The following is a 25,439-nucleotide window of genomic DNA, read 5'->3' as shown; positions in this document are numbered from 1 at the left end:
CTCCCGCGTCCATCCGCGTGGCCATATCGCTCATGCGCGGGCGGGTTGACCCGCTGTCGCGCCGAGCCCTGGCAGCGTCGGCTCCTCCTGCATTCTCTCCTTCTGCGGCCGAGCGTAGGACACGGCAGATCGATTCGACAAGATCGCTCGGTCGTCGATTGTCGCGCGATTGAGCATTTGCCTAGGCGGGCGCCCCCGGTCATGCTGCGTATGCGAACGGCAGGTGGAGCATGCTCATGGGGTCCGGCGACGATCCGTGGTGGAAGGGAGCCACGATCTATCAAATATATCCGCGCAGTTTTCGTGACAGCGACGGCGACGGGATCGGCGACCTTCCCGGAATCACCGCCGGCCTCGATTATGTCGCTTCGCTGGGCGTCGACGCGATCTGGATCTCGCCATTCTACACCTCGCCGATGCGCGATTTCGGCTATGACGTGTCGGATTATTGCGACGTCGATCGCATTTTCGGGACGCTTGCCGACTTCGACGCGCTGGTTGCCCGGGCGCATGCGCTGGGTCTCAAGGTGATCATCGATCAGGTCTATGCCCATACCTCGGACCTTCATCCGTGGTTCGCCGAAAGCCGCGGGAGCCGCGTCAATGAAAAGGCCGACTGGTATGTCTGGGCCGATCCGCGTGACGATGGAACACCGCCATGCAACTGGCAGTCGGTGTTCGGCGGTCCCGCCTGGACCTGGGATGCCCGACGCGGGCAATATTACATGCACACCTTTCTGGCTCAGCAACCCCAGCTCAACGGGCATAATCGCGACGTTCAGGATGCCCTGCTGGCGGTCGCGCGCTTCTGGCTCGATCGCGGTGTCGATGGATTTCGGCTCGACGCGCTGAACCATTCGATGCACGATCCGCTGCTACGCGACAATCCGCCGGCGCCGGATACCGGGCGGGTTCGCACGCGTCCGTGTGATTTCCAGACCAAACTCTACAGCCAGTCCCAGCCCGGCGTGATCCCGTTCATCGAGCGCATCCGCGCTGTCTGCGATGAATATGGCGCGATCCACACCGTCGCCGAAGTGGGCGGCGACAAGGCGGAGCCCGAGTTGAAGAGTTATACCGCCGGCTCGCGGCACCTTTCGAGCGCCTATGGCTTCGATTTTCTCTACGCGCCCGATCTCACCCCGCGGCTGGTTGCCGAGGTGATGGCAAAATGGCCGGGCGAAACGGGCGCCGACGGGGAGGCCGAAGGCTGGCCGAGCTGGGCGTTCGAAAACCACGACGCGCCCAGGGCGGTGTCGCGCTGGTCCGCGCCGGATATGATCGAGCGCTATGCGCGAATGAAGCTCGCGCTGCTCGCCTCGTTGCGCGGCAATATCATCCTCTATCAAGGCGAGGAGCTTGGGCTCGAACAGGATGAGATTCCGTTCGAACTGCTCCAGGATCCCGAGGCGATCGCCAACTGGCCGATGACCTTGTCGCGCGATGGTGCGCGAACGCCGTTGCCCTGGACCGCGGACGAACTTGGCGGTTTCACGACCGGCAAACCGTGGCTGCCGCTCGGCGCGCCCAATCGTGCGCGCGCGGTTGCCGTGCAAGAGGCGAGGCCTGATTCCCTGCTCAGTCACGCCCGGCGTGTACTGGCGTTGCGCAACGATCAGCCGGCACTGCGTCGCGGCGATTTCCGGCTGATCGAGGCGGGGACCGAACTCCTCGTCTTCGACCGGGTTGCTGGCGCCGAGACGATCCGGTGCGCTTACAACCTCTCGCCCGACCCCGTGACGTTCGATGGCGCGCGCGATCGGCACGTTGTCCTTCGGATCAACGGCGCGGAGGATAATGTGCTGTCCGGCTACGGCGCGCTGTGGTTCGTGCCTGGATAAATGAAATTCGCATCCGCCCTTTCCTATTGGCGGCCGGGGGTCCATGTCTGCTGACCGTCGTAATCCGTTGCGCGATGTGGGGCATCAAACCGAGGCAAAAGCGGGACGAGGTCGACAAGAAAAGGGGAAGGAATATGAAGCGCGCGATCGCGGCAATGCTCGTCCTGTTTTTCTCCTTGTTTGCCGCGCAGCATGCATCCGCGCAGGAATTTGCCTTTCCGGCGGGCTTCAGGACGACGGACATCGCGACGAACGGCACGACGCTGCACGTCCGCGTTGGCGGCGCAGGGCCGGCCGTGCTGCTCGTCCACGGCTATGGCGATACCGGCGACATGTGGGTTCCGCTCGCCGCGGCGCTGATGCGCGATCACATGGTCATAATCCCCGACCTGCGCGGCATGGGTCTGTCGGCCGTCGCGACAGACGGCTTCACGAAAAAGAACCAGGCGCAGGACCTGGCCGGCATCCTCGACAAGCTCAATGTCCGGCGGGCCGATGTGGTCGGACACGACATCGGCAATATGGTGGCTTTCGCTTTCGCGGAGGCATATCCGGATCGCACCACGCGGCTCGTCATGATGGATGCGCCGGTGCCGGGGGTCGGGCCGTGGGACGAGATATTGAAGAGCCCGCTATTGTGGCATTTCCGCTTTGGCGGGCCGGATATGGAGCGGCTCGTCGCTGGCCGCGAGCGTATCTATCTCGATCGCTTCTGGAACGAATTCGCGGCGACGCGAACTGCGTTCCCGGATGGCGCGCGCGTCCATTATGCGACGCTCTATGCCGCGCCGGGACGGATGCACGCCGGCTTCTCGCAATTTGCCGCTTTCGACCAGGATGTGATCGACAATCGCGCCTCGGTTGCTCATGGTCCGTTGAAAATGCCGATATTGGCGATCGGCGGGGATCATTCGCTCGGGCCGACGATGGCGGTAATCATGCGTGCCGCGGCGGACAATGTGACCGGGTTGGTCGTGCCGAATTCGGGCCATTGGCTGATGGAAGAGCAGCCTGGCCAGACGGTTGAGGCGATCGCCTCTTTCCTTCGAAGATCGTAGCGGGACCAGCGGCCGGCCGGCGGAATTTGGGTCAGTCGATCGCGGCGTAGAGCGCGTCGATCAATGCCTTGGCGCGCGGGTCGTCGCGGAGCTGCGTGCCCATGCGGTTCATCGTGTAGCTCATCGCGACCTGCGCGCCCGGATCGCCCATGGCGAAGGAGCCGCCCCAGCCGGAATGACCGAAAGCCGCAGGATTGGGGCCGTAGATGCCGTCGGTATTCATGAGGAAGCCCGCGCCCCAGCGAACCGGCAGGCCGAGCACGAGATCGACGCCTTCGATCTGCGTGCGGGTGGCGCGGACAAGGCTGTCGCGGCTGACTAGTCGGCCGTCGAGCAGCGCTGCGTAGAGCGCGGCGAGCCCGCGTGCATTGGCGTGGCCATTGGCGGAGGGCAGGTCCGCGGCGCGCCATTCGGGGGTATTGGGCGCGAGCGGATCGAGCGGCGGATTGGCGAGCGCGGCGATCTGTGGTGCGGTGAGCGATCCGACTTGCGCCGAATCCATATCGGGCGGTGCGATCATCTCGGCGCGGCGGGCTTCGTCTTTGGCGTCCAGCCCGATCGAGATTTCGAGTCCGCGCCGGCCGCGCAACTCGTCGGCGACGAACTGGCGCAGCGAAGTGCCGGTGATCCGCTCGAAGAGCTCGGTCGCGAGAATGCCGACCGAGATTGCGTGATAGCCCGATGCGGTCCCCGGCCGCCACAGCGGCGCCTGCGCCGCGAGTCGGGCTGCCGCCGCGCTACCGCCGAGCAGATCCGCGAACCGCGCCGGGGCGGTGAAGCCGCACAAACCCGCCTGATGCGAAAGCAATTGGCCGATCGTAATCGTCGCCTTTCCCTCGGCGGCGAATTCGGGCCAGTAGCGCGCGACCGGATCGTCGTACGACAGGCGCCCAGCATCGACGAGCATCGCAAAACAGGCGGCGGCGACCCCCTTGGTCGACGACCAGACGTTGACCAATGTGCCGGGCTGCCACGGCTGGGTGCGCCCCGCGTCGCGCCACCCGCCGATCAGATCGACCACGACCTTGCCGCCGACGATCACCGCGACCGCCGCGCCGATTTCGTTGCGTTCGGTGAAATTGGCATGAAAGGCCTCGCGCACCGCCGCAAAGCGCGGATCGCACACGCCCGAGATGGCAAAGTCGTCGCTCATCATCGATCTCCGCATCAATGCCGCCAGGAAAGCTCGACGCCGAAGGTACGCGGCGCGTTGTAATTCTTGTTGACGATGCCCAGCGTCGCGAGGTCGGTACCCTGCACTTCATATCTCTTGTCGGTGAGGTTGCGGCCCCATATCGCGACTTCCCAGCCGGCATGATGGGTCAGCGCGATGCGGCCGTTGAACAGCCAGTAGCGCCCCGCCGCGATCAGCGGGTCGTTGGCGGCATCCTTGAACACCGACGACGAATAACGCGTCTCGCCCTGGAAGCTGATGCGCATCGCATCGCCGACCGGCAGATCGTAGCGGATGCGGCCGGTGAACGAGGTCGTCGGTGCATTGGGCAGGCGGTTCCCGGCCGGGATCGTTCCGGCGGCGGTGGTGAACGAGGCGAGACGCGTATCGAGCAGCCCGATGCCGCCGGTCAACGTCCAGCGCTCGGTCGGGCGCAGGATCATGTCGATGTCGCTGCCGAATACGCGCGCGTGGCTGACGTTGCCGACCTTCTGGACCGACAGCCCGGTTGCCGGGTCGACATAGCGCACATAGGTCTGCGGGTCGTGATAATCGTACCAGAAGCCCGCGATGTTGAAGGTCACCAGCCGCGAGAATTGCGTCTTCGCCCCCACTTCGAACGCGTTGAGCGTCTCGGGGCGATAGGGGATGAGCTGGGCATCATTGTTGGTGAAGCCGCTGAAGAAGCCGCCGCTCTTCCGCCCGCGCGAGGCGGAGGCGTAGAGCAGCACCCCCTCGCGCGGGCGGAAGTTGAGCGCGACCCGCCCGGTGAGATTATGGTCGCGGATCGTGCCGTCGATGAAGGTGTCGTTGATGCCGAACAGCGGCGAGGGCGTGTCGAAGGTCGTCCCGCCGACATAATGCCGCTTCTCGCTGGTGTAGCGTAGCCCGGTGACGAGATCGACGCGCGGCCCGAAATGCCACGTCGCATTGGCGTATAGCGCGGCCGAGCGGGTGACCTGATTATAGGTCGTCGTGCCCGCGCCGCTCGCCGCGCCGAACAGCACGAGCGGCCATTGCTCGGTCACATTGGTGTTGTCGCCTGCCACGCGATCCCAGGAATAGAAACCGCCGGCGATGATATCGACAAGCTTTGTCTCGCGGCCGACGCGCAATTCCTGGGTGAACTGGCGGATCTTCTCGTTCTCGATAAAGTCGAACTGGTCGAGCGGGGTGGCATCGACATCGATGTGATAGAGCCGCTTGAAGTCGATATAGCCGGTGATCGAGGTCAGTTCGAACCCGCCTACGCGATAGCGGATCTTCGCGAGCAAATTCACCTGATCGATATTATAGGGGAAGCTGCGCTTCCAATCGCCCTTGTAGGGGTCGCTGCGGGTCTGGCGATAGCCATAGGCATCGGTGCAATTGCCGTTGTCGAGATGCCCCGCCAGCACCGCGGGGCATAGCACGAACGGCATCCCGGCGGCGAACGTGCCGTTGAATTGCGGCACGCCCATTTCGGAGCGCGAGCGCTCGCCCTCCACCTTGAACAACAAATCGAGATCGTCGGTCGGCTGGAGCGCAAGCTCCGCGCGGCCGAGCCAGATGTTGCGGCTGCCGATATCGCGGCGCCCCGGCGTGCCGTTTTCGAGCAGCGAGCTGGTCCAATATCCCGTGCCCTGCTGCACCGTCTTGCCACTGAGGCGAAGCTGCGCGCGATCGCCGAGCGGGGCGTTGATCATGACATCGGCATCGACCGTATCGTAATTGCCGTAGCTGATCCGCGCGGCATAGCCGAATGTCTTCTCGGGCGGCGCGGACAGGATGTTGATCGCGCCCGCGGTGGTGTTGCGGCCGTAAAGCGTGCCCTGCGGCCCTTTCAGCACCTCGATCCGCTGCAGATCGAACAGATTGCCGCTCATCAGGCCGGGCGAGGCGAGGGGGATCTCATCGACATAGACCCCGGCGGCCGGGCTCGACACGGTGCTGAAATCGTCGAGCCCGATGCCGCGGATCGTGACGGTCGGCAGCGCGCCGGGCACCGTCTCCTTGATGTCGACATTGGGGGCATAGGACGACAGGTCGTTGATCCCCGCGATGCGCGACGTGCGCAGTGTTTCGGCCGACAGCGCCTCGATCGTCGCGCCGACATTCTGCAGCCGTTCCTCGCGTTTGTAGGCGGTGACGACGATGTCGCCCGCGCCGTCGCTCCCACTGGCGGCCGGCGTGGGCGGGACGGCCTGCGCATAGGCCTGCGATAAAGGGCCGGCGATCGCCAGGCCGGCGATCATGCCCCCGCAAAGGCGCGCGCGCGGAAAGATCCTGCTCACGATATCCTCCCCATCGGATCATGCCGATCTGTTATTATCTCTGACATATTGGTATGTCCGGGCATACCGAGTTGTCAATATGCTTGCGATCGGGCACGGATGAGACGATGAGCCGGACCATCGACAGGAGCGCGGCGGGCAAGCCGCTCCGCGACGCCGCACGCGCGGCGCGACGCGCGGCGGTCCTGGAGGAAGCGTGCGCGGAGTTTCGCCGAGTCGGGGTCGCGGCGGCCGATCTCGCCGCGATCGCGCGCGCCGTCGGGGTCTCGCGCGCGGCACTGTATAATTATTGCGCCGGGCGGGAGGATCTCGCGCGGCAATGCTATCTCGAGTCGCTCGGCGCGCTGCAGGCGCTGCTTCACGACGCCATGTCGCTCCCCGGCATGGGGCTCGCCAAGGTCGCTGGTTTCGTGCGCGAGGCGATCGGGCATGACCGGCCGATCGCCGCGATCGCCGCCGAGCTTGATCTGCTGTCGGGCGAGGCGCGCGCGGAAGTTGAGCGCGGGCAGGACGAATTGTTCGATCGGCTGGCCGCGCTGATCACCGCGGGCCAGCGCGACGGCTCGGTGCGCGCCTGCGATGCGGCGATCGCGGCGCGGACGATCTGGGGGCTCGTTTTCTGGGCGCCGCTCGGCGAATTGTGGACCGGGCGCGCGGGCGAAAATCTTGCCGCCCGGATCGGGGCGGAACTGCCGCCGCTGGTCGAGCGCGGAATCGTCAGCAACAAGGCGCGCGGGCTGCATCCGGCGGAGGCGGCGAATTTGCTGGCGCCGATCCTTGCCGCGCGGCCAGACGATCGCATTGAGGAGGTGGCGCGCGCGGCGTCGCGGCTGTTCAATCGGCGCGGGGTCGAGGGCGTCTCGCTCGACGACGTGGCGGCTGAGGTCGGCGCGACCAAGGGGCTTTTCTATCATCACTTCAAGAGCAAGACCGCGCTGGTCCGCCATTGCTTCGAGCGCGGGTTCGAAATCTACGATCGCCTGATGAGCGTTGCCGAGGAAGGCGCAGACAGCATCGAGCAATCACGGCGCGCGCTGGAGTTGAATGTGATGGCGCAGCTCTACGGGCTGCATCCGATGTCGCTCAACATCTTCTTCCGCTGCCTGCCGGCGGAAGATCAGCGGCGCTATTCGCAGCGCGCGTCGGCGTTGCTCGATCTTTCGGTGGGATTTGCCGAACGCGGCATGGCGGCGGGGCTCAACCGGCGATTCGACGCCCAGGCGGTCTCGCTTGCCTCGGCGGGGACGTTCCTGTTCCTTGGCCGCTGGATCGAGGGCGAGGATCTCGATCGCGCGGAACGCACCGCGGCTGAGGTAGCGGATTTCTTCCTTTACGGTCTGACCGCCGCTGCTGAGCCGATCGATTGAAGCAACAGACAGGGGAGCGATGATGAACGAACTCGCGGAACGGCGGCTGCAGACGGTGCGCGATCACATGGCGCTCGAATGCGCGTGCGACTGGGATGCGGTGATCGCCACCTTCGAGCATCCGCGCTACGAAATGTACGGGACCGGGACGGTCTATGACGGCGAAGAGGCGGTGCGCGGCTATTTCCGCGCCTCGCGGACGCCCTTTCCCGATCAGGGCAATGAGATCATCGCGCTCGCTCATGCCGGTGACACCGTGCTGGTCGAGTTCTGGCTGACCGGTACGCATCTCGGCCCGCTGCGCGTCGGCGGGCGGGTGATCGAGCCGACCGGGCGGCGCTTCCGCGTCAGGATGGCCGCGTCGTTCGAATTTCCGCCGGGCGGCGACAAGATCATCTGCGAGCGGCCCTATTTCGATCCGATGCAGGTCTTCCACGCGCTTGGGCTAGGCTGACCGGAACCGGCCCGGCGAGCAGCCGAGCCTCTTGCGGAACGCGGTGCTGAACGCGCTGGCCGATTCATAGCCGATCTCGTCCGCGATCCGGTCAAGCGATTTCGCCCCGCGTATCAGCGCATCCTTGGCGAGCGCCATGCGCCAGCGTGCGAGATATTCGATCGGCGCACACCCCAAGGCTTCGTGAAAGCGCGCCGCGAAGGCCGATCGCGACATGCCGGCGATCCGCGCCAGTTCGGCAACCGTCCACCCGGCGCGCACGTCGGCGTGGATCGCGCCAAGCACCCGCGCCAGCGCCGCGTCACGCATGCCGCGCAGCAGCCCTTCCGCGCCGTCGGTCGCGCGCCAGCGCAATGCCTCGATCAGCAGCACTTCGAGCATCCGCCGGATGACGAGTTCCTTGCCCGGATCGTCGGACGCGCATTCTTCCGACAGCAGCGCGATCAGCCGGCCGAACCGCGTCGCCCGGCCCGCTGCGGCCGGAATATGGATCAGATCGGGGAGCAGCGCGAGCAGCAGCGGCGCATTGACCCGCTCGAATGCGAAGCTCCCGCCGAGCGCGACGAAATCGGGGTCGCCGTGCGGGTCGCCGTGACGGACCGGCGCGTTGCGCGGCTCGACCGCGATGCAGGGGGCGCCCGGCTTGCTCGAGAGCGAAAACGCCGGAGTCGTCGGCAGCAGCACGAAATCGCCGGAGACGAGGCGTAGCGGCTCTTTTCCGTCGAATGCGATCCATGCTTCGCCGGCAAGAACGATCGTGAAACCGGGTGCGTCATGCGCCGCATAGCACACGCCCCACTCGCCACGCGCCGAGATCGGCTTCGACACGGCGGCGCTCGGCTGAAGCAGCGCAATCATATCGCTCAGGGGATCCATCGTGGACGATCCGTAATCAATATTGGACGTTGAATTATAGATCGTCCGTGCCTGCCTGTCTATCTCGGTATCAATCGACCCAAGGAGACAGATGATGACCCGAACGATCCTGATTACCGGTGCCTCGTCCGGCTATGGCAAGGCGACCGCCGAATTCTTTCTGTCGCGCGGTTGGAATGTCGTCGCGACGATGCGGCGCCCCGATCCGGCGTTGTTCGACGATCGGAGTGGCCGGCTGCGCGTCCTGCCGCTCGACGTGACGAGCGACGAGAGCATTGCCGCGCTGATCGATGCCGCCGGCCCGATCGACGTGCTGGTCAACAATGCCGGAGTCGGTGGAGTGGGGGCGTTCGAGGCGATGCCGATGTCGCTGGTTCGCCAGCTGATCGAGACCAATACGATTGGCGTCATGGCGATGTGCCGGGCGGTCATTCCGCAGATGCGCGTGCGGCGATCGGGCATTCTCGTCAACGTAACGTCGAGCGTGACGCTCGGCGCATTTCCGCTCGCCGCGGCCTATACCGCGACCAAACAGGCGATCGAGGGCTTCTCGGCCTCGCTCGCGCATGAGCTTGGTCATTTCGGCGTTTCCGTGAAGCTTGTCGAGCCGGGCTATGCGCCGACCACCCGGTTCGGCGCGAATGCGATCATCCCGGTCGGGGACCTTCTCCCCGGCGGTTATGCCGATTTCGCGCAGCCGATCCTCGACGCCTTCGCCAACCCGCCGATGACGACGAAGGAAGGCGACGTCGCCGAGGCGGTGTGGAGCGCGGTCCATGATACCACCGGCACGTTGCACTTTCCCGCGGGTGACGATGCGGTCGCCTTGGCCCGGATGCGGCGAAAAGAGCTGGACGGATGATCCGCGAAGCTCGGTAGAAATTACGTTGCCGGCGTACTCCTCGCTGCGTCCGTGTTTAGCTTCATCTTAAGGCAGTAGTAAGCTGAGGCGGTGTGGCACTCGCGCCGTGCGGCGATACAAGCCTAAGCGAACGCCGCGACTGACCGTCAGGTTGATGTTGGCCGGCGACGGCTGCGCGCCGCGCGGTCGCCATAAGATTGCCGACGAGGCGAAATGGGGGCGGAGGGACCGTGTACCGCGGGAAATTACAGCTCTTGTCCGGATTGGCCGCGATCGCCGTGGCAACGCAGGCTGGCGGCGCGGTCGCGGAGCAACTGCCGAAGCGGGAGGCGCTTCTGCAATGGCGCGGCGACGCGCAGGTCGCGGGTTACCGCCACATCGACCGCATCTTCTCAACGCATATCGTGCGGCGCGGTGCGAAGGTCCGCCCGTTGCCCGTCGCGGCCGCCGCGATCCGCCCTGCCTATCGCTACGGGGCGGAAAGCGGTTCGGCCGACGATTATATGGCGCGCAATCGCACCGCCGGCCTGCTTGTCATCCATAAGGGGCGGATCGTTCTCGAGAAATATGCGCTGGGGATCACGCCGCACGATCGCTGGATATCCTTCTCGATCGCCAAATCGCTGACCTCGACGTTGCTCGGCGCGGCGATCGCGGACGGCAAGATCGCCGGCATCGACGCCCCGGTCACCCGCTATATCCCGGAATTGAAGGGCAGCGCCTATGACGGGGTGACGATCCGCCAGGTGTTGACGATGCGCTCGGGCGTCGCGTGGAACGAGGATTATGCCGATCCCGATTCCGATGTCGGCCGGCTCGCCGCGTCGATGGCGCATGACAGCGGCGCGTCGCTGATCGCGACGATGCAGAAACTGCCCCGCGCTGCACCCCCCGGCACGCGCTGGCATTACAGCACCGGCGAGAGCAACATGATCGGCATCATCGTCACCCGCGCGGTCGGCGAGCCCCTCGCCGACTATCTGTCGCGCAAGATCTGGCGGCGCTACGGCATGGAGAGCGACGCGAGTTGGGTGACCGACGGTGGAGTCGAGATCGGCGGCTGCTGCCTCAACGTCACGCTCAGGGATTATGGCCGCATCGGCCTGTTCGCGATGGGCGGAGGCATGGTCGAAGGCAAACCCATCCTCCCCCGCGGCTGGATGGCGCAGGCGACCAGCGCTTATACCGACCATGCCGAGGGCGATCTGGGCTATGGCTATCAATGGTGGGTGCCTTCGCCCGGCACCTTCGCGGCGATCGGCATCATGGGCCAGTATATCTACGTCGATCCGCGGCGCGAGACGGTGATCGCCGAGATCAGTGCCTGGCCCAATGCCGGTGACGACGAACATCATGCACGACAGGCCGCGTTTCGCGCCGCGGTGATCCGGGCCTTGCCTGCTGCGGTCACATCGCGACGGCGGCCGCGACACCGATAACATAACGACAATGACGCCCGGCCGCTTCCCATTGGGCGGCGGACATCGGCGCGCCGCGCGAGAACATCGCGCTTCTTATCCAGCATTCAAAAGGGAGGACGATATGGCGGTCTGGAAACTGGCGTTGCTGACAGGCGCGGCGCTCGCGCCGCTGGCGGCACAGGCGCAGCGCGCGGAAAGCGGACAACAGGGCGCCGCGGAACAGACGGGTGTGCCGGGCAGCGCCGGCGTCGGCGATATCATCGTCACCGCGACACGTCGCCAAAGCTCGATCGCCGATGTCCCGATCGCGATCACGGCGATGAGTCAGGCGGCGCTCGACGATCGCGGCATCCGCAATGTAAGCGATCTCAGCCGGATCACGCCGGGCCTGACCTTCACGCCGGCCTGGGGTGGTTCGACCCGTATTTCGATCCGTGGCATATCCTCGACGGTCGGCGCGGGCACCACCGGCATCTATGTCGACGATACGCCGATCCAGGTCCGCACCCTCGGCGCGGGCAACACCTCCTCCAACGCCTATCCCGCGATCTTCGATGTCGAGCGGGTCGAGGTGCTGCGCGGACCGCAAGGGACGTTGTTCGGTGCCGGTTCCGAAGGTGGCGCGGTACGCTTCATCACCCCCGAACCGTCGCTGACCAAATACAGCGGCTATATGCGCGCCGAGCAGGCGTTCACCGAGCACGGCGACCCGACCAACGAGGTCGGCGCGGCGATCGGCGGCCCGATCGTCAACGATAAGCTCGGCTTCCGCGTCAGTGGTTTCTATCGACGCGACGGCGGCTGGATCGACCGCGTCGATCCGCTGACCGGCGCGCAGATCGACAAGAATGCCAACGCGCTCGAGACGATCTCATTGCGCGGCGCGCTGCAATTCGCGCCGACCGATCGGCTGAAGATCACGCCGGCAATCCTGTATCAGGAGGTCAAGGGCCGCGATTCCAACCAGATCTGGCGCAATCTTTCGAACCCGGCAAATGGCGTGTTCAAGAGCGGGCAGGCATTGCGCCAGCCGTCGCGCGATCGCTATCTGCTCTATAGCCTGGCGGCGAACTGGGATCTGGGGCCGGCTTCGCTGATCTCGAATACTTCCTATTTCGATCGCAAGAATCCGCTCGACGTGGATTATACCGCTTATACTGCGGAATTGCTCGGCGGTGACTATCTTGCCGCCTATCGCAGCAAGAGCCCGTCGGTCGCGGCGATGAACAACCGCCAGAAAGTGTTCACGCAGGAAGTACGGCTGCAGTCGAACGGCACCGGCCGACTGAAGTGGGTATTCGGATTATTCTATCAGGACGCCAAACAATATGCGACCGAGGACGTCCATATCACCAACGGCGACGATCTGACCCAGGCGCTTTTCGGCACGACGGTCGAGGGTGCGTTCGGCATTCCGCTCGTCCAGCCCGGCAACGTGATCTATTACGGTTATGACCAATCACGCGACAAGCAGATCGCGGGTTTCGGCCAGCTCGACTTCAGCCTGACCGAACAGCTCACGCTTACCGCCGGGTTGCGCGTGGCGCGCACCAAATTCCGTTCGAGCAATGTGCAGGGCGGCCCGTTCAACGGCGAGGTCACCCGCGGCAGCTCGCGGCAGTCGGAAACCCCGGTCACCCCCAAGTTCGGCATCGAATACAAGCCCGATCGCGATCTGATGCTCTATGCCTCGGTGGCGAAGGGCTTTCGGACCGGTGGGGGCAATAACCCGGTGCCGACGCTGACCTGCGGCAAGGATCTTGCCGCGCTCGGACTCAGCGGCGCGCCGGCCGATTACAAGTCGGACTCGGTGTGGAGCTACGAGGCCGGGGTCAAGGGCGCCGCCTTCAACCGCCGGCTGCGGATCGAGACCAGCGCTTTCTACATCGACTGGCAGAATATCCAGGCCTCGATCCCGCTCAATTCGTGCGGCTTCACCTTCATCGGCAATCTCGGCGCCGCGCGCAGCCGCGGCTTCGATCTCCATATTACCGCCGCCCCGGTCCACGGCCTCACGCTGGAAGCATCGGTCGGCTACACCGATGCGAAATACAAGGACACGGTCTACGGCGGCGTGCTGCGTAACGGCTCGCGGTCGATCGTGATCTCGAAGGACGATCCGCTCTTCGTCGCGCCGTGGACCGTCTCGCTGTCGGGCGATTATGAAACCGACCTCGCGTCGAGCGCGGGGATCAGTGGCTATCTTCACGGCGAATATAATTACGGCGCCGGGTGGAATTACGGCCGGGTCGCGACGATCGGTTATGATCCGCTCGACACTTCCCAGGCCGCAACCCATGTCGCCGCGTTGCGGGTGGGGGTGCGCAAGGACGGAATCGACGCGTCGCTGTTCGTCAACAACCTGTTCAATTCTCGCGACCGGCTCGCGGTCAGCCACGATCCGATCTCGTCGGCGCTGTTCCGTGACGTGATCTTCCGCCCGCGCACGATCGGCGCGACGATTTCGTATCGCTATTGAACGCAAAAGGAGCAGAGCGATGAAATTACCTTCCTTGCTGCTCGCTCTCATGTTGAGCGCTGGCGTCGCGCCAGGCGCATACGCCCAGGCCAGCGCCGCGAATTCGGCGGCAAGCGCAGCGGCAATCGAAAACGGGCTGCGCCCGGCGTTCGACATCGCCGGCGAGGTGCCGGCGCGCTGGACGATCGAGGAACGGATGGAGCACTGGCGCGTCCCCGGCGTCAGCATCGCGGTGATCCGCGGGGGCAAGCTCCTCTGGGCCAAAGGATATGGCGTCCTGCAGCGCGGGCGACCGGAAAAGGTCGATGCCGATACGATGTTTTCGGTGGGGTCGGTCAGCAAGGTCGCCGCGGCCGGGATCGCGCTCAGGATGGTGGACGCCGGGATCCTCGATCTCGATCGCGACGTGAACGCCTATCTGCGCCGCTGGAAGGTGCCGGCGAACGATCTGGTCGCGCAAAGCCCGGTGACGTTGCGCGGGCTTATGTCGCATTCCGCCGGGCTCACCGTCCACGGTTTCCCCGATTTCCAGCCGGGCGCGGCACTGCCGACGGTGTTCGACACGCTCGACGGTCGCCCCCCGGCGGTCACCGCGCCGGTCCGCGTGACCTATGTGCCGGGCAGCCACTGGCGCTATTCGGGGGGCGGCATCACCGTCGAGCAACTGCTGATCGAGGATGTCTCGGGCATCGCGTTCAACGCCGCGGCACGACGCTACCTGTTCGAACCGCTCGGCATGACGCGTAGCAGCTACGAAGCGACGATCGCCGACAAATGGGGCAATATCGCCAAGGCGCACGGCCCGGACGGCGCGGCGCGAGCGCTGCCGCGCGGTTACGAATCGATGCCGGAAATCGCCGCGTCGGGTCTTTGGACAACCCCCTCCGATTATGCCCGCTACGTGATCGCGATGATCCGATCCTATAACGATCGCGAAGGCGCCTTCCTTGCCAACGCCACCGCGCAGCAGATGATGACCGAGGTCGGCGTCAGCCCTTATGGCCTCGGCCCCCAGCTCAGCGGGCACGGCGTCGACCGCATCTTCTCGCACGGCGGATCGAACGATTCGTACAAGGCGTGGATGGAAGGCCATCTCGCCACCGGCGACGGCGTCGTCATCTTTACCAACGGCGAAAACGGTGACGGGCTGCTGAAGGAAATCCGCCGCGCCGTCGCCGCCGCCGAGGGCTGGCGGATGGGCGGCAGCATCACCATTCCCGCGGCGACGCCCAGCGCCGACATGCTGCGGGCCTATGTCGGTCATTACCGCGTCGCTTCGCCATCGACGATCGCCAGCCAGCGCTCGCTCGCCTTCTCGCTCGACGTAAAGGACATCGAGATCGCAATGCGCGAGGATCGGCTCCGCGTCACTTATCGCGATTCCGAAGGCAACAAGCTCGAAGATACGTTGATACCGGAAGGCGGAAGCTGGTTCATCGAGGCCGACGACGGTGTCGAGCAGGTCGAGTTCGTCCGCGGCTATGACGGCAAGGTCAGCGGGCTCGTCATCCACAATGACGATTATTCGATGGACGCGCAGTTGATCCGCTGATCCCGCCGACCCGGCAAAAGAGGAACCCCGATGCCGTATCGTCTCTCCTGCGCGTCGCTTGCGCTGCTGATCGCCACCATTGCGGTGGGGCCGGGACTAGCGTCGCGCCCGAGCGGGTCGCCTGTCCATTACGATATCGTGATCCGCGGCGGCGAGATCGTCGACGGCACGGGCGGCAAGCGCTTCCGCGGCGACATCGGCATTCGCGGCGAGGTGATCGCCGCCATCGGCGACCTTTCCGCCGCCGCCGCCGATCGCATCATCGACGCCAAAGCGCGGATCGTTACCCCCGGCTTCATCGACATGCACGCGCATGTCGCCGACGACGAAGCGGGCGAACATGGCTTCCTGTCGACCGACCCCCGGCTTCGTGCGGGGCAGAATTATGCCGCGCAGGGGGTAACGACGGTGCTGGGCAACCCGGACGGCGCCCAACCCGCTTCGCTGCGCGACGAAGGCGCGCGGATGCGAACGCTCGGCATCGGCACGAACATCGCGCTGACCAATGGGCATAACGGGCTGCGTGCGCTGGTGATGAAACCGGCCGACACGAAGCGGCCCGCGAACGATGACGAGATCCGGCGGATGCAGGATATCATCCGCCACGATATGGCTTGCGAAGGCTCGTTCGGCCTTTCGCTGGGCCTGGAATATGACAGCGGCCGTTACGCCGATCGGCATGAACTGATCGAATTGGGCCGCGCCCTGCCGGCCTATGACGGCATCTTCATTCCGCATCTGCGCAGCCAGGGCATCGCGCCGATGTGGTATCTGCCCAGCACCAGCCGCGGCGCACCACCGCCCACGCTCGATCAGTCGATCGACGAAGTCCTGGCGGTTGCGCATGAAGCCGGGGCGACGGTGGTGTTCACCCACATGAAGGCGTGGGGCCCCGGCTATCGCGGCGAGGCCAGGCGGCTGGTCGCCAAATTGCAGGCGGCGCGCGATCGCGGCGACCGGGTGTTCATGGACGTCTATCCTTATGACAGCAGCGGCTCCGACGGCGATTTCGTCGCCATCCCGCGCTGGGCGTTCGGCGCCGATGGGGCGACACAGCCGGCATCCGATTATCGGACGCGGCTCGACCGTCTGCTCGCGACGGCAGATTCCACCCGTCGCGCAGATCTGATCGAAGACATCCGCCACTTCGTCGCGCTGAAGGGCGGGCCGGAGAATATCGTCGTCCTCGCCTATCCCGATCGGTCCTATGTCGGGAAACGGCTTTCAGAGCTGATGGCGCTGCGCAAGCTCGATCTGCCCGATCTCGTCCTGGCGCTCCAGCGCGAGGGGGACCCAAGCCTGCCGGGCGGCGCGCGGATGCGCGCGTTCAGCATGCTCGACGACGATATCAAGACCTTCTACCGCCAGCCCTGGGCGGCGACGTCGACCGACGGCTGGATCATCCTGCCCGAGGAAGCGACCGGCAGCCGCAAGTATATCAACACCAACCGTCGGCTGTTCGGCAGCTTCCCGCGCCGCATCGCTTATTATTCCCAGCAGCAAGGCGTCGATACGCTGGAACAGGCGGTGCACTCGATGACCGCGCTTCCCGCGACGATCCTCCATATCGGCGATCGCGGGCGGATCGCGGTGGGGATGAAGGCCGATCTCGCGGTGATCGATCTGCCGCATCTGCGCGACAATACCACAGCGCTCGAACCGAGCGTCTATCCCGACGGGATCGACTATGTCCTCGTCAACGGCCGTCTTGCGGTCGATCGAGGCAAGCGGACGCTGGCGCTGGCGGGCAAGGTGCTGTCGCCCGATCGCCGGCCCGACCAGCGCTGCCCGGCCCCCGGCCGCGCGATGAACCCCGCCACCGGAGGCCGACCGTGAGCGGACCTTTCGAGCGATATTCGGACGCGGATGTCGCGGCGCTGATCGCCGGCTATCCGCTCGCATGGGTGATCGGCGATGCAGCCGACCCCGCCGCGGTTTGCCAGCTGCCGATGATCGGCGAATATGATGTCGCCGGGCGGCTGGTCTCGTTGATCGGGCATATGGCGCGCCGCAACCCGCTCCATGCGCAGTTGACCGCCAATCCGCGCGCGCTGTTCCTGTTCAGCGGCCCGAACGGCTATATCTCGCCCGAACATGCCGGCCGGCGCGATTGGGCGCCGACCTGGAGCTTCGCGCATCTTCGTATCGCCGCGGCCGTGGCCTTTGACGCGGCGCTGACCGATGCCGCGCTCGACGCATTGATCGACGCGGAGGAGCACGGGCGGGCGAGGCCGTGGCGAGCGGCGGAACTGGGCGCGCGCCGCGACAAGCTTGCCGCGATGATCATCGGGTTCCGCGCCGGGGTGGAAAGCGTCCACGGGCGTTTCAAGCTGGGGCAGGACGAGCGGCCCGAAACCTTTCGCGCGATCGTTACGCACCACCCTGATCCTGAATTGCGCAGCTGGATGGAGAGGTTCGCCGCCCGGCGGAACGATGGGGGAGAGCCGAAATGATACGGGTCGATCGCCGGGACATGATCCTGTCGGGCGCCGCGGCGCTGTTGTGCGGCACCGCCTTCGCCGCCGGCCGGCTGCTCGACACCGCGCTTGTCAACGCCCGGGTGTGGACCGGCGGCGGCGGGCGTAGCGACGCCGTCGGAATCGCCGGCAACCGGATCGCCGCACTCGGCGACGGCGCTGTTCGCGGCTCGATCGGACGCAGCACGCGGGTGATCGACTGCGGTGGTGCGTTCGTCATGCCGGCGTTCACCGACTGCCACACGCATTTCCTCCGCGGGTCGGCGGATCTTCTCCATCCGGACCTGCTGACGGTAACCACGCGTGCGGAATTCATCGAGCGGATCGGCCGGGCTGCGCGCCAGCTTTCGCCCGGCCAGTGGCTGCTCGGCGGGCCGTGGGATGAGCAGAGGTTCGGCGGCGCGGTGCCCGATCGCGGCTGGATCGATCCCGTCACCGCCGATGTGCCGGTGGCGATCCCGCGCACCGATCTCCACGCGCTGCTGCTCAATTCGGTGGCGCTGAAGCTGGCAGGAATTACCCGCGACACGCCCGATATTCCCGGCGGCGTGATCGAGCGCGATGCCAGGGGCGAGCCGACCGGCATCGTCAAGGATAATGCCGCTTATGCCGTGCTGAAAGCGATCCCGCCGATTGCGCCGGCGGAGGCGGACAGGCTGATCAAGACGGGCATCGCTTATGCCCTGTCCCGCGGCGTCGCGCAGGTCCATAATACCGAAGTCGACTGGTCGGTTCACGATGCGGTGCGCCGGCTGCGCACGGCCGGGCCGACCGGTCTGCGCTTCTATTCGTTTGTACCGCTGGCGGATTGGCAACGCATGGCCGCGCTGGTCAAAGCGGAAGGGCGCGGCGACGATTGGGTGCGATGGGGTGCGATGAAATGCGTCTCGGACGGGTCGCTCGGTGCCCGCACCGCGCGCTTCTACCAGCCCTATGCCGATGCGCCGGCCGCGCGCGGCGTCTGGTCCACCAGCGTCGAGACGATGCGGGCATGGGTCGTTGCGGCCGATGCCGCGGGGCTGGCGATCACCACCCATGCGATCGGCGACGAGGCGAATGACGCGGTGCTCGACATCTATGCCGAGGCCGTCCGCCGCAACGGCGCACGCGACCGCCGGTTCCGCATCGAGCATGCGCAGCATCTGTCGCCCGGCGCGGTTGCGCGGATGCACCGACAGAAGGTCATCGCCTCGGTCCAGCCCTATCACGCGATCGACGACGGGCGATGGGCGGTCAAGCGGATCGGCGAGGAACGGCTGACGCGCACCTACGCCTTCCGCTCGCTGCTGGAGGCAGGGGTTGCCACCTGTTTCGGCTCCGACTGGCCGGTCGCGCCGATCGATCCGCTGACCGGGATCGACGCGGCGGTGCGCCGCGCGACGATCGACGGGAACAATCCCCGTGGCTGGCATCCCGAACAGCGGGTGACGGTGGAACAGGCGCTGACCGCTTACACCCGCACCGCCGCTTATGCCGGCTTCCAGGACGATCGGCTCGGCCGATTGCGGCCGGGCTATCTCGCCGACATCGTGGTGCTCGATCGCGACCTGTTGTCGGCGGCGCCGGCGCAATATTCCGGTACGCGCGTCCTGCGCACCTTCGTCGATGGGGTCGAGCGTTACAGCGCCGCATGATCGCGGGGCGCGGCCAGCACCGGCTCAGCCGGCGACCTGCCCGCCGCGCTGCCGCCACGGCACCGGCCGTAGCGAGCGACGCAACAAACCGAGAAAATCGTCCACCCTTGCCGCCCGCTCGCCGCGGCGGCCGAGGATCGCAGTGATATCGGCATCGGGGAGCTTCCAGCCAGGCAGCAGTGGCACCAGTCGCCGTGCGGCGATATCCTCCGCCACGTCCCATTCGGATCGGACCGTGATCCCGGCCCCGGCGAGCGCCAGCGCCTTGGTCACCGCGCCGTCGTTGCTCGACAGCAACGGCTCGATCCGGACGTTGATCCGCTCACCGCGCGCATTCTCGAACCGCCACAAGGTCACGTCCTCGTCATTCTCGCGCAACGCGATGCAGCGATGATCGCGCAGATCGGCGGGCGCGGCCGGCGCGCCGTAGCGATCGAGATAGGCGGGCGCGGCGCACAGCAAGCGCCGGTTGGGCGCGACCACCGTCGCGACCTGTTCGCTATCGCGCAATTCGCCGATCTGGATCAGGATATCGCAGGCGGTGGCGAGCCCGATGCCCGGGCGATCCGACAGATTGAGATCGACCCGTACATCGGGATGCGTCGCATGATAATCGATCACCAGCCCCACGACATAGGCCCGTCCGAAACCCAGCGGGGCGACCACCCGCAACACCCCCGCATTCTTGCCGCCGCGCTGGGCGAGCTCGTCTTCCATCCGGGTGAACTGCAACAGAATCTCATTCGCCCGTTTGAACAGCAATTCGCCGTCGCTGGTCAGTTTCAGCCCGCGATTGGATCGCTCGACCAGCCGCAGCGCCAGCTTGCGCTCGATATGCGTCAATCGCTGGCTGACCGCCGGGGGCGTGATCCCCAATGTACGCGCCGCCGCCGCCAATGACGCCGACGATCCCACCGTGACGAACAGTTCGAGGTCGTCGGCCGACAACATAAGATGCACCTTATGGTTACACTAAGCGAAGCCAGCATAGCGCAGCGAGCAGCCGGCGGTACAACCCCCTTTCGCCACACCGACACGGAGCAACCGGTGCCAGCACAGTCCGCGGCAACCCCGATCACCCAATTGGATACCCCCGCGCTTCTCCTCGATCGCGCGACGATGGACCGCAACATCGTGCGGATGCGCGACAAGATCGCGTCGCTCGGCGTCGCGCTTCGGCCGCATGTCAAAACCGTGAAATGCCTGGAGGCGATCGAGCGCATCGCGCCCGGGCGCGGCGCCGTCACGGTCTCCACGCTGCGCGAGGCCGAGGAACTGGCCGCGGCGGGCTATCGCGATATTCTCTACGCCGTCGGCATCACGCCGCAGAAGATCCCGCGCGTGCAGGCGCTGCGCCGGCGCGGTGTCGACCTCAAGGTTATCGTCGACAATCACGAGGTGGCGGCGGCGGTGTGCGCGGGCGGTTTCGACACGAGCGATCCGATCCCGACGCTGATCGAGATCGACACCGACGGGCATCGTGCCGGCGTGCGCCCCGACGACGCCGCGCTGCTCGGAGCGATCGCCGGCGGGATCGGCGGCGCGCTCCGGCTGGGCGGGCTGCTGACCCATGCCGGGGGCAGTTACGAATGCCGCTCGATCGAGGCGCTGAAGGCGAGCGCGGCGCAGGAGCGGGACGGGATCGCCCGCGCGGCGGCGATCCTGCGCGAGACCGGCCACCGGCTCGACATCATCAGCATCGGCTCCACCCCGAGCGTGCTGTTCTCCGAAAACATGACGGGCGTGACCGAGGCGAGAGCGGGTGTCTTCGCCTTCTTCGATCTCGTGATGGCTGGGATCGGCGTGTGCACGCCGCAGGATATCGCGCTGTCGGTGCTGGCGACCGTCATCTCGGCACAGGCGGATCGTGGACGGCTGATCGTCGATGCCGGATGGATGGCGATGTCGCGTGATCGCGGCACCGCCCGGCAGCCGATTGATCAGGGCTATGGCATGGTCTGCGATCTCCACGGCACGCCTTATCCCGATCTCATCATGATCGACGCCAATCAGGAACATGGCGTGCTCGGTCTCCGGCCCGGAAGCGCCGCAGCCTTCCCTGACCTTCATGTCGGCGATCAGGTGCGTATCCTCCCCAATCACGCCTGCGCGACCGCCAGCCAGCATGACGCCTATCAGGTGACAGACGAAGCGCGCGGCGCAATCATGCATATCTGGCCCCGCTTCGGAGGATGGTGATGAGCGATATCGTAGCAATACAGACGACCGAGGCGCCCGCGCCTGCCGGGCATTATTCGCAGGGCATTGCGTGCGGCGATCTGGTGTTCGTCTCCGGGCAATTGCCGGTGCGCGACGGCGGGGATCATTCGCTAGCGCAGGAGGGGTTCGAACCCCAGGCGCGCCGGGCGTTCGCTAATCTGCTCGCGGTGCTGAAGGCGGGCGGCGCCGCGCCGCGCGACGTGCTGCGCGTCACCATCTATCTCTCGGATGTCGCGGACTGGCCGTCGTGCAACGCGATCTACGCGGAGTTCTTCGGCGACAGCCGCCCCGCGCGGACGATCGTTCCGGTCGGCCCGCTGCATTACGGCTATCGGATCGAAGTGGACGCGATCGCCCGGCGGCGCTGACGCAACGCCTGGGCCGGGCAAACCCTGCGCCGACCACCCGGCGCGTGGGTAGATCGGCGCAAGCACGATATGCCTCAGAGGGCCTTCGCACCAAGGGCTAGACCTGCGCGGCTGGCGTTCATAAAGGGCCACCACCAATCAGAAGGAAATCCCTCGTGAACAATACCGATCTTGCCGACCGTATCGCGGAGACCCATGGCCTGACCAAGGCCGACGCCCGCAAGGTCGTCGACAGCGTGTTCGGCGTCATCGCCGAGGCGTCGGCCAAGGGCGAGGAAGTCTCGATCAACGGGTTCGGCAAATTCAAGGTCAAGGACATGCCCGCTCGCCAGGGCCGCAACCCTTCGACCGGTGCGGCGATCGAGATCGCCGCGTCGAAGAAGCTGGCCTTCGCGCCCGCCAAGGCGGTCAAGGACAAGCTGAACGGTTAATGGGCATCGAGGCGGTCCGCGCCTTCCTCGCGGCGCGGGCACCGGATATCGTCATCATTGAGCAGGCCTCGAGCACCGCGACCGTGCTCGAGGCCGCCGACACGCTCGGCGTTGCCCCGGGCCAGATCGCCAAGACCCTATCCCTCAGGGTTGGCGAGCATGTGATCCTGATCATGACCGCGGGCGACACGCGGCTCGACAATCGCAAGGTCAAGGACCTGCTCGGCGGCCGGCCGCGCATGCTATCGGCTGAGGAAGCAGAACAACTGACCGGCCATCCCGTTGGCGGCGTCTGCCCGTTTGGGCTCGCGACGCCGCTTCCTGTCTATTGCGACCTCTCGCTCAGCCGATACGATGAGGTCTATCCCGCCGCAGGCGCGCGCACCGCCTCGGTGCGGCTCAGTCCCGACCGTCTGGCGGCGCTGGTTGACGCGCGATGGGCCGATCTGTGTTCGTTGCCGGGCTCGGCTTGAAAGAGGCGTGATCGGCGGAACCGGGAACGTCTTTTTCCTTCCTCTCGTCCTGTTTCCGGGGGCGGATAGCGGCGGTGCGATGTGTACGACCCGCAAATCCTTCTCAGGCGTTCACTGATCGCGCGCGCGTTGGACGGTCATGCCGTGCTCGCGAAACGCAGCAATTCCGGCAAGGTGCTTGTATCCGCCCGGGCGGCGCGCCAGCTTGCGCGCAACGCAATCGTCAGGGTTTCCCCCAATGAAGAAGATCGGTTTTCTCTCGTTCGGCCATTGGTCGGCGGCATCGCAATCGGCGACCCGTTCGGCCAGCGACGTGCTGCTGCAATCGATCGACCTGGCGGTCGCGGCCGAGGAACTGGGCGCGGACGGCGCCTATTTCCGCGTCCATCATTTCGCGCAGCAGCTCGCTTCGCCGTTTCCGCTGCTGGCCGCCGTCGGTGCCCGGACTCGCCGGATCGAGATCGGCACCGGGGTGATCGACATGCGGTACGAAAACCCGTTCTACATGATCGAGGATGCGGGCGCGGCCGACCTCATCAGCCGGGGACGACTCCAACTCGGCATCAGTCGCGGTTCGCCCGAACAGGTGATCGACGGCTGGCGTTATTTCGGCTTTGCGCCCGCGGAGGGCGAGAGCGATGCCGATATGGGTCGGCGCCACGCCGAGGTTTTCCTCGAGCTGCTGGAGGGCAGGGGCTTCGCCCAGCCCAATCCGAATCCGATGTTCCCCAACCCGCCCGGCCTGCTCCGTCTGGAGCCTCATTCGGAAGGGTTGCGTGAGCGCATCTGGTGGGGATCGGGGGCGAACGCGACCGCAATCTGGGCGGCGCGGATGGGGATGAATCTGCAGAGCTCGACGCTCAAGGCCGACGAAACCGGCGAGCCCTTCCATGTCCAGCAGGCCAAGCAGATCCGCGCCTATCGCGAGGCCTGGAAGGAAGCAGGCCACAAACGCGAGCCCCGCGTGTCGGTGTCGCGTTCGATCTTCGCGCTGATGAACGACCAGGATCGCGCCTATTTCGGACGCGGCGACAGCAGCGACCAGGTTGGTATCATCGACAAGATGCGTGCGATATTCGGGCGGTCCTACGCCGCCGAGCCCGACGTCCTGATCGACCAGTTGCGCGCCGACGAAGCGATCGCGGAGGCCGACACCCTGCTCCTCACCGTGCCCAACCAGCTCGGCGTGGACTATAATGCGCATGTGCTCGAGGCGATCCTGACTCATGTCGCACCGGCGCTCGGCTGGCGCTGACGGGGCGACGCGGCGGCGGGGCAGGTCCGTCCGGTTCTATTGAAGGGGTAAGAAGCGGGCAGCGCTGTGGCGCCCGGCGCAACCATTTATCCAGTCTATCTGATCAGGCTATCTTTACAGCTTACCTGTCGATCTGATAGCTAGTCCAACATGAGTGCCGAACCGGATGATCAGGGACCTGCGCCGACATCGCTTCTGGCGCAGGAGCTCCGCGCGCTGATGGGCAGGCTGAAGCGACGCTTGCGCGATCAAGCCCATATCGGGGACCTCGCGCCCTCTCAGGTGTCGGTCCTGCTCCGCCTGGAGAAGGACGGGCCCGCTACGGCGTCGAGCCTCGCCCGTGCCGAGGGGATGCGGCCGCAATCGATGGCTCCGGTGCTCAACGCGCTGAAAGATGCCGGTCTCGTGAGCGGAACGCCCGATCCCGCGGACGGACGGCAGACGCTGTTCTCGCTCACCGAGGCGTTTCGGAAGTCGGTCGAGGAGGGTCGCGCCGCGCGTCAGGACTGGCTGACGCGCGCACTTCAGATGCGGCTTTCGCCGCAGGAGCAGGACGAGGTGGCAAGGGCTGTCGACCTGCTGAAGCGGCTCGTCGACGAGTGAAGGTGTTTCGCGGCCGCCAGCCGCGAAACCGATGCTGGAACTCAGGAGGATATTCCGATGGCGCTGACGATACTCGATCCGAACACGGCCCTGATCATCATCGATCTTCAGAAGGGCATCGTCGGCTTGCCTGTCATCCACCCCATAGATGGGGTCATCGAACGCGCCCGTGCGCTGGCCGACGCCTTCCGTCGGCGCGGCCTGCCGGTCGTGCTCGTCAATGTCGCGGGCGGGGCGCCGGGCCGGACCGAGCAGCCCCCTCAAACGGGCGCCCGTCCGGACGGATGGACCGATCTCGTTCCGGAACTCGACCGGCAAGCCGGCGACATCGTGGTGACGAAGCGGACCTGGGGCGCCTTCGCCAGTACCGACCTCGAGGCCCGGTTGAAAGCGCGAGGCGTCACCCAGGTGGTGGTCGCAGGTGTGGCGACCGGAACCGGCGTCGAGGCGACGGCGCGTCAAGCCTATGAGGCGGGCTTCAACGTCACCCTCGCGCTCGACGCGATGACCGACATCCGCCCCGAGGCGCATGACTATAGCATCAGGAACATCTTCCCGCGGCTGGGGGAGACCGGCACGAGCCGGGAGATCATCGATCTCCTCGCGACGAAGGATGCCTGA

22 protein-coding genes are annotated in these 25,439 nt (G+C 66.0%); 18 read left to right on the top strand and 4 right to left on the bottom strand.

Annotated elements, in window-relative coordinates; all coding sequences use genetic code 11:
* Positions 1-236 precede the first annotated feature (236 nt).
* Positions 237-1,841 (top strand): alpha-glucosidase, encoded by a 1,605-nt coding sequence (locus NED98_RS08875; protein ID WP_265312691.1) that lies wholly within the window; start codon positions 237-239, stop codon positions 1,839-1,841.
* A gap of 134 nt (positions 1,842-1,975) precedes the next feature.
* Entirely contained in the window at positions 1,976-2,899 is a 924-nt protein-coding gene (locus NED98_RS08870) for an alpha/beta fold hydrolase (RefSeq protein ID WP_265312690.1), read from the top strand.
* 31 nt (positions 2,900-2,930) lie between these two features.
* Here NED98_RS08870 and NED98_RS08865 read toward each other — a convergent pair whose 3' ends face one another.
* Positions 2,931-4,052, bottom strand: a complete 1,122-nt coding sequence (locus NED98_RS08865) for a serine hydrolase domain-containing protein (RefSeq protein ID WP_265312689.1) — start codon at positions 4,050-4,052, stop codon at positions 2,931-2,933.
* A gap of 14 nt (positions 4,053-4,066) precedes the next feature.
* Positions 4,067-6,346 (bottom strand): TonB-dependent receptor, encoded by a 2,280-nt coding sequence (locus tag NED98_RS08860; RefSeq protein ID WP_265312688.1) that lies wholly within the window; start codon positions 6,344-6,346, stop codon positions 4,067-4,069.
* Positions 6,347-6,453: 107 nt separating this feature from the next.
* On the opposite strand from NED98_RS08860, the gene NED98_RS08855 reads away from it, so the two are divergent.
* Complete coding sequence (locus NED98_RS08855) at positions 6,454-7,713, top strand: TetR family transcriptional regulator (protein WP_265312687.1); 1,260 nt, start codon at positions 6,454-6,456, stop codon at positions 7,711-7,713.
* Between the two features lie 22 nt (positions 7,714-7,735).
* Positions 7,736-8,167 (top strand): ester cyclase, encoded by a 432-nt coding sequence (locus NED98_RS08850; protein WP_265312686.1) that lies wholly within the window; start codon positions 7,736-7,738, stop codon positions 8,165-8,167.
* Here NED98_RS08850 and NED98_RS08845 read toward each other — a convergent pair.
* A complete protein-coding gene (locus NED98_RS08845) occupies positions 8,159-9,043 on the bottom strand; it encodes an AraC family transcriptional regulator (RefSeq protein WP_265312685.1) in 885 nt (294 codons plus the stop codon). The two genes, NED98_RS08850 and NED98_RS08845, sit on opposite strands and share 9 nt — an antisense overlap.
* 94 nt (positions 9,044-9,137) lie before the next feature.
* Here NED98_RS08845 and NED98_RS08840 point away from each other — a divergent pair, with 94 nt between their 5' ends.
* The 7 genes from NED98_RS08840 (at position 9,138) to NED98_RS08810 (ending at position 19,468) form a co-directional block, all read left to right on the top strand.
* Positions 9,138-9,905 carry an SDR family oxidoreductase gene (locus tag NED98_RS08840; protein WP_265312684.1) on the top strand — a complete coding sequence of 256 codons (768 nt, stop codon included), beginning with the start codon at positions 9,138-9,140 and terminating at the stop codon, positions 9,903-9,905.
* A gap of 278 nt (positions 9,906-10,183) precedes the next feature.
* Complete coding sequence (locus NED98_RS08835; RefSeq protein ID WP_265312683.1) at positions 10,184-11,344, top strand: serine hydrolase domain-containing protein; 1,161 nt, start codon at positions 10,184-10,186, stop codon at positions 11,342-11,344.
* Between the two features lie 103 nt (positions 11,345-11,447).
* Positions 11,448-13,805 (top strand): TonB-dependent receptor, encoded by a 2,358-nt coding sequence (locus tag NED98_RS08830; protein WP_265312682.1) that lies wholly within the window; start codon positions 11,448-11,450, stop codon positions 13,803-13,805.
* 19 nt (positions 13,806-13,824) lie between these two features.
* Positions 13,825-15,357 carry a serine hydrolase domain-containing protein gene (locus NED98_RS08825; RefSeq protein ID WP_265312681.1) on the top strand — a complete coding sequence of 511 codons (1,533 nt, stop codon included), beginning with the start codon at positions 13,825-13,827 and terminating at the stop codon, positions 15,355-15,357.
* A 30-nt stretch (positions 15,358-15,387) separates the two neighbouring features.
* Positions 15,388-17,193 (top strand): N-acyl-D-amino-acid deacylase family protein, encoded by a 1,806-nt coding sequence (locus NED98_RS08820; RefSeq protein WP_265312680.1) that lies wholly within the window; start codon positions 15,388-15,390, stop codon positions 17,191-17,193.
* Positions 17,190-17,810 (top strand): FMN-binding negative transcriptional regulator, encoded by a 621-nt coding sequence (locus NED98_RS08815; RefSeq protein ID WP_265312679.1) that lies wholly within the window; start codon positions 17,190-17,192, stop codon positions 17,808-17,810. Before NED98_RS08820 ends, NED98_RS08815 begins: the two co-directional genes overlap by 4 nt.
* Positions 17,807-19,468: an amidohydrolase gene (locus NED98_RS08810; RefSeq protein ID WP_265312678.1), complete on the top strand. Its 1,662-nt coding sequence runs from the start codon at positions 17,807-17,809 to the stop codon at positions 19,466-19,468. The genes NED98_RS08815 and NED98_RS08810 overlap by 4 nt, the downstream gene beginning before the upstream one ends.
* A 24-nt stretch (positions 19,469-19,492) precedes the next feature.
* On the opposite strand, the gene NED98_RS08805 is transcribed toward NED98_RS08810, so the two are convergent.
* Positions 19,493-20,419, bottom strand: coding sequence for a LysR substrate-binding domain-containing protein (locus NED98_RS08805; protein ID WP_265312677.1), 927 nt, complete (start codon positions 20,417-20,419; stop codon positions 19,493-19,495).
* Between the two features lie 96 nt (positions 20,420-20,515).
* On the opposite strand from NED98_RS08805, the gene NED98_RS08800 reads away from it, so the two are divergent.
* The 7 genes from NED98_RS08800 to NED98_RS08770 all read left to right on the top strand — a co-directional run bounded on the left by NED98_RS08800 (position 20,516) and on the right by NED98_RS08770 (position 25,439).
* Positions 20,516-21,667, top strand: coding sequence for an alanine racemase (locus NED98_RS08800; RefSeq protein WP_265312676.1), 1,152 nt, complete (start codon positions 20,516-20,518; stop codon positions 21,665-21,667).
* A complete protein-coding gene (locus NED98_RS08795; RefSeq protein ID WP_265312675.1) occupies positions 21,667-22,056 on the top strand; it encodes a RidA family protein in 390 nt (129 codons plus the stop codon). Before NED98_RS08800 ends, NED98_RS08795 begins: the two co-directional genes overlap by 1 nt.
* A gap of 137 nt (positions 22,057-22,193) precedes the next feature.
* Positions 22,194-22,487, top strand: coding sequence for an HU family DNA-binding protein (locus NED98_RS08790; protein ID WP_265312822.1), 294 nt, complete (start codon positions 22,194-22,196; stop codon positions 22,485-22,487).
* The gene (locus tag NED98_RS08785; protein ID WP_265312674.1) at positions 22,487-22,960 is read left to right on the top strand and encodes a YbaK/EbsC family protein; all 474 of its coding nucleotides are present in this window, start codon (positions 22,487-22,489) and stop codon (positions 22,958-22,960) included. Before NED98_RS08790 ends, NED98_RS08785 begins: the two co-directional genes overlap by 1 nt.
* Before the next feature lie 238 nt (positions 22,961-23,198).
* On the top strand, positions 23,199-24,215 hold the full coding sequence (locus tag NED98_RS08780) for an LLM class flavin-dependent oxidoreductase (protein ID WP_265312673.1): 1,017 nt from the start codon (positions 23,199-23,201) through the stop codon (positions 24,213-24,215).
* A 150-nt stretch (positions 24,216-24,365) separates the two neighbouring features.
* Complete coding sequence (locus NED98_RS08775; protein WP_265312672.1) at positions 24,366-24,818, top strand: MarR family winged helix-turn-helix transcriptional regulator; 453 nt, start codon at positions 24,366-24,368, stop codon at positions 24,816-24,818.
* A 57-nt stretch (positions 24,819-24,875) separates the two neighbouring features.
* A complete protein-coding gene (locus tag NED98_RS08770) occupies positions 24,876-25,439 on the top strand; it encodes an isochorismatase family protein (RefSeq protein ID WP_265312671.1) in 564 nt (187 codons plus the stop codon).

This window comes from Sphingomonas lycopersici (assembly GCF_026130605.1).
GTDB classification, from domain to species: Bacteria; Pseudomonadota; Alphaproteobacteria; order Sphingomonadales; family Sphingomonadaceae; genus Sphingomonas; species Sphingomonas lycopersici.
This window is presented reverse-complemented; position numbering and strand designations above follow the sequence as displayed.